The 4665-nt window shown below is 64.2% G+C and carries 3 protein-coding genes; 2 read left to right on the top strand and 1 reads right to left on the bottom strand.

The genetic code is table 11. From position 1 onward, the window contains the following. The first annotated feature begins 243 nt into the window (after positions 1-243). Positions 244-1452, top strand: a complete 1209-nt coding sequence (locus tag AB0F17_RS66250; protein WP_358047794.1) for a DUF6461 domain-containing protein — start codon at positions 244-246, stop codon at positions 1450-1452. A 293-nt stretch (positions 1453-1745) separates the two neighbouring features. After that, positions 1746-3779, top strand: coding sequence for a right-handed parallel beta-helix repeat-containing protein (locus AB0F17_RS66245; RefSeq protein WP_358047792.1), 2034 nt, complete (start codon positions 1746-1748; stop codon positions 3777-3779). 524 nt (positions 3780-4303) lie between these two features. Here AB0F17_RS66245 and AB0F17_RS66240 read toward each other — a convergent pair. After that, positions 4304-4495, bottom strand: a complete 192-nt coding sequence (locus tag AB0F17_RS66240; protein ID WP_358047791.1) for a hypothetical protein — start codon at positions 4493-4495, stop codon at positions 4304-4306. Positions 4496-4665: the final 170 nt, after the last annotated feature.

The raw sequence follows: 4665 nt of genomic DNA, 5'->3' as shown, positions 1-4665 counted from the left end.
TCCAAGATCACCACCCTGCAGACACAGCGGACACGCCGTTCAACTCTGCACGTTTACCTGTACCTGGCTCTGCACTGGAACCCGTACGCCGACAGACGCCATATGCGTCTCGTCCATCATCCCGAATCCGAGGTGGAACTCCTGGGCCGGACGCGCAACGAGCCGATCCTCCCTGCCGTCGGGGATGTCGGACCCGCCCGCCATACTCACCGTGATCATGAAAGGGAAGAACTGGGGAGACCGATGCGCAAGATCATGCCCGCGGATTACGCGTGGGAGGACGACTGGCCGGAGGAGATCTACACCGTCACCGTCGTCCGGGGCCTGAACGAGCGCGAGACGCTCCGGCGGTTCGGCGTGGCCGACGACAACATCCATCCCGTGGACGACGAGGAGGTCATGGAGCGCATCGAGGAGACCGACGGCTGCTGCGACATGGTGCTGGTGACCCGGGCCGGCGACTGGACGATCGCTTTTGAATACAGCGGCTGGGAGGGGACCCGGCCCGAGACCCTGCGCGAGCTGACCCGCAACGGCGGTGAGGCCGTCTCCGTCATGCGCCACAACTACGCGGCGTCGCATGACTTCGAACACGCTGCAGACGGCCGCATTCGGACGGCCTTTCGCCCGCAGACGCCCCAGGAGCGCTGGGGCAGCCACCCTGACTCGCTGAATGAGGACATGCGCGAGCTAGGCCTGGAACCCGAACCGGATGAAGAGTTCCAGGACCTGTCCGGCTCCGTTCCTGCGGCCCTCGCCCTGGCCAGTCGCATCTCCGGCGTGCTGTTCAGCCCCGCACTGCTGGACGAGCCGCTGCTGGGCGGGGTCATCACCAACGCGGTTCCCGACGATCCCCGGGAAGGTGACCCGCTCGCCCGGCACGCCCTGCGAGCCTTCAACCGGGAGCTCGCCGAGGCCATCGACAATGCCTCCTCCGACCTCCAGCGGCGGGCCGCGGTCGCCGAAGCCCGCCGCCAGTGCGAGCTGGCCGGCGTGGCCGACCACCCGGTGCTCGCCGCCGCGCTGGCTTCGGCCGAGCGGGGCGAGACGAGGCCGGTCGGACACGACTCCCCGCTCGCCGAGCTCATCTGCGGCTACGAGTCGGAGCTGACCGGCCATCCGATCGACGGGGCCACCGGCGAGTGGATGGCCGGCCCATCTGCGGATCCGCACCGCTCCCCGGACGGCAGGCGCACCATCTTCTCCATCGATACCGCGACCGGCATGCCGGCCTGCCCCAGTTGCAGGTGGCATCACCGCCCGGGCGAAGCGGAGCGGGAGGCAATCCGGCCGCGCTGGCAGGCGGTGATATCAGTACGCCACGCCCTGTCACCCGACGCCAGGAGGGCCGCCTACAACACCCTCTTCGCCCTGGTCCACGGGGGTCAGGTCATGGCCGACCCCGACCACGCGGCGGCCGTTGCCGCGACGCTGCGCGCCGCCTCGACATAGCAGACCCCGATTCTGCAGATCAGGAGACAGGAAACGCGTGGCAGACGCCGGCTCCCTCGGCCCCACGGCTCGTGAGCGACATCCGGCTCCCGTCTCCGAAAGCAGTGGTCCTCCCATGGGCCGTGCATCGCCCGGTCACAGCCAAGCTGGATCCCAAGGTCAAGGCGGCCATCGCCGCCATCGACCGGACACCTGGACGCCAATCGCCCACCCGCGGGCGATCTTCGCCGCTACTCTGCGCTGACAACAACGTCACCGGTAGATCGGGAGAATCCATGCGACGGTCTGTTGTCGTGAGCGCCTTACTCACTGTAGTCACCATCGCCAATCTTTTGGTCGGGCAGGCCGCCAGCGCCGCCGCCCCGGCAGAGCGCGCATCTGGCGGCTGGTACACCGAATTGCCGGCCGCCTTACAAGTCTGTGACAGCGCTCCTTGGGAAGGCGGACCGTCCAGCGCGCCGTCAGGCGCCATAGTGGTCCCGGCGGGCGACAACAAGGGCTTCGACTTCGGCCAGGTCGGCAAGACCTACTGGTTCGCCCCGGGCACGCATACTCTGGGCGATGGAGTATTCAGCCAGATAACCCCTGCTAGCAACAGCGCCTATATAGGAGCTCCAGGCGCCGTCCTGGACGGTATGAACGCCAATCTTTACGCCTTCTCCGGCGCCGCCTCCAATGTGCGCATCGCCTACCTCGAGGTCCGCAACTTCGGCCGCGGCAAGGACAACAACAACGAAGGCGTCATCAACCACGACGCAAGTAGCGGCTGGGTGATGGAATACCTCTACGCGCACCACAACGATGGCGCGGCGGTGTTCCTCGGAGACGCCAACACGATCCGCCACAGCTGCCTGAAGGACAACGGCCAGTACGGCATCAGCATGTACAAGCCGCAGGTCGAGGGCGACTCGTCGATCAAGAACATCGTCGTGCACAACAACGAGATCGTCGGCAACAACCAGGACGACTGGGAGGCCGCGATCGAAGGGTGCGGCTGCACCGGCGGCGTGAAGTTCTGGGATGTCAAAGGAGCCGCCGTCACGGAGAACTACGTACACGACAACCTGAGCGTCGGCCTCTGGGCCGACACCAACAACATCGACTTCCTCTTCGACCGCAACTGGATCGAGCACAACGAGAGCATCGGCCTCTGGTACGAGATCAGCTACAACGCCACCATCAGCCGCAACGTCTTCAAGCGAAACGCCTGGGTCAGCGGCAACGAGAACCTGGGCTCACCGGCGCCGGCGATCTACATCTCGGAATCAGGCGGTGACGCCCGGCTCGCAAGCGGCACAAGCGGCAGCCCGAATCTCAACATCAACGACAACTACTTCGAGGACAACTTCTCCGGCATCTCGATCTTCGAGAACACCAATCGCTTCTGCAACTCCAATGGGAACACCAGCAAGACCTACTGCACGCCGTTCGTCGCGCCCACGGTGATTCCGCCGCCTTACGACTACGACTATCTCGACCCCACCAACGCCACCCACCCCTGCTACACATCCATCGCGAACGAGCCTTACCGCAGCGACTGCCGCTGGCACTCGCGCAACGTCAAGGTGTTCGACAACGAGTTCCGGTTCAACAAGTCGAACGTGTCCTGCGCCGGAACCTACTGCGGCGCGCAGGCCCTGTACGCCCAGGGCGATAACAACCTGCCATGGATGCCTTACACGGTCGCGGAGATCCAGCAAAATGTCATGCTCACCGGCGGCAACAGCTTCCACGACAACACCTACGTCGGCGATTGGAAGTTCGCCAAGGGATGGGGCGAGACGATCTCATGGAACGCCTGGCGCTCCGCCCCCTACAACCAAGAAGCGGGCAGCACCCTCAATGGCGTGACGGAACCGCCTCCCGCGCCCAATGCCCTCGACGTCGACACCGCGACGCTCGAAGGTTCAGTCGGCCAATGGAGCGCCTGGTATGGCAACACTGTGCAAAGAGCCGCCAACGCGGCCCATGCAGGCGCCTACGGGTTGCAGATCGATGTCACCGAGGGCGGAGGATGGGGTGTGCAACTCGGCAATTGGCCCGGATTCGCAGCCACCCAGGGCGCCAAGAAGGTCAGCGTGTGGGCCAGACAGGGCACTCCCGGGATTTCTGCCGCGACTCTCAGCGTGCTGTGGCTCGACGCCGACCAGCAGCTTCTGCAGACCGATCAAGTTTCACTCGGTGGCCTGAGCACGAACTGGCAGGAGTTCACCGCGCAACTCACCGCACCCCCGGCGACCGCCACCGTCACGCTGGAGGTGAGAAGCGCCAGCGGCAGCGTCGGTAACTCACTCCACCTCGACGACGTCGTGGTGGCCGACCAGTAGTCACGGCCTCATGGTGGCGTGCCGTTTTGGCAGCGCCACCTGCAGTGACTCGGGACCAGATGCCACAGCGGGGCGTCGGCGAGATCGCCTCGCTCGAACTCGTCGACCCCCTGCTGACAGCACCGTATAGCGGACGCGCTCGGCCGGCTCACATGAATGACAGCGTGGACCGCCGACACAAGGGCTGCAAGAAGCACGCAAGCACTATGGCGATCATCCCTGTGCCGGCCAACCGTGCCACCGTGCGCATCGTGGCCCTCGTCCCGCTTCTTCTCGTCGTTGTGCTGCTAAGCACTGCGTTGCTGAAAGGAGAACCCGCCCGACGCCAACCGCGCTAAATCTGCGACTGGCGCACACCACAAAACGATCTGCTCATAGTTTTTGCTTTATAAGCAGGAAGACACGGCCTTCCAGGATCATGAGGTTGCTCACGCCTGGCGATCACCAGAGAAGACCGTGTCTGGCCACTGCATATTCCCAGCTCAACTAATTGATGTCAGCTGTCGTTCGAGCGCGGGGCAGTGCTAGACACACTTGTTTATCTCTTTCTCGACCTGCTTCTCCTTCGCGCCGAAGGCCTTGAAATCGTTATCGACGTTCACCTTGCCATCCACGATGCCTTGCAATGTGGCCTGGTCGCCGTGCTTGACCATGGCACTGACCATGCAGTCGATGATTGCATCCGAGATATCCTTCGAGGCCGGATTCTCCTTCATCTTGCTGATCAAAGCGGCCTTGTCGACGCTCCCGGTACTGGCACCCTCCGCGGTGCTGTCGCCACCCCCACAGGCCAGGGCGATTTCAAAGTCAGCTGCTAATTGTGGATTGTAACGCTATGTAATCAGCGGTAGGGCGCGCTGGGGCTTGCGACCGATGGCTTGGATGG

The sequence above is a fragment of the Nonomuraea sp. NPDC026600 genome (assembly GCF_040638335.1).
Lineage (GTDB): Bacteria > Actinomycetota > Actinomycetes > Streptosporangiales > Streptosporangiaceae > Nonomuraea.
This window is presented reverse-complemented; position numbering and strand designations above follow the sequence as displayed.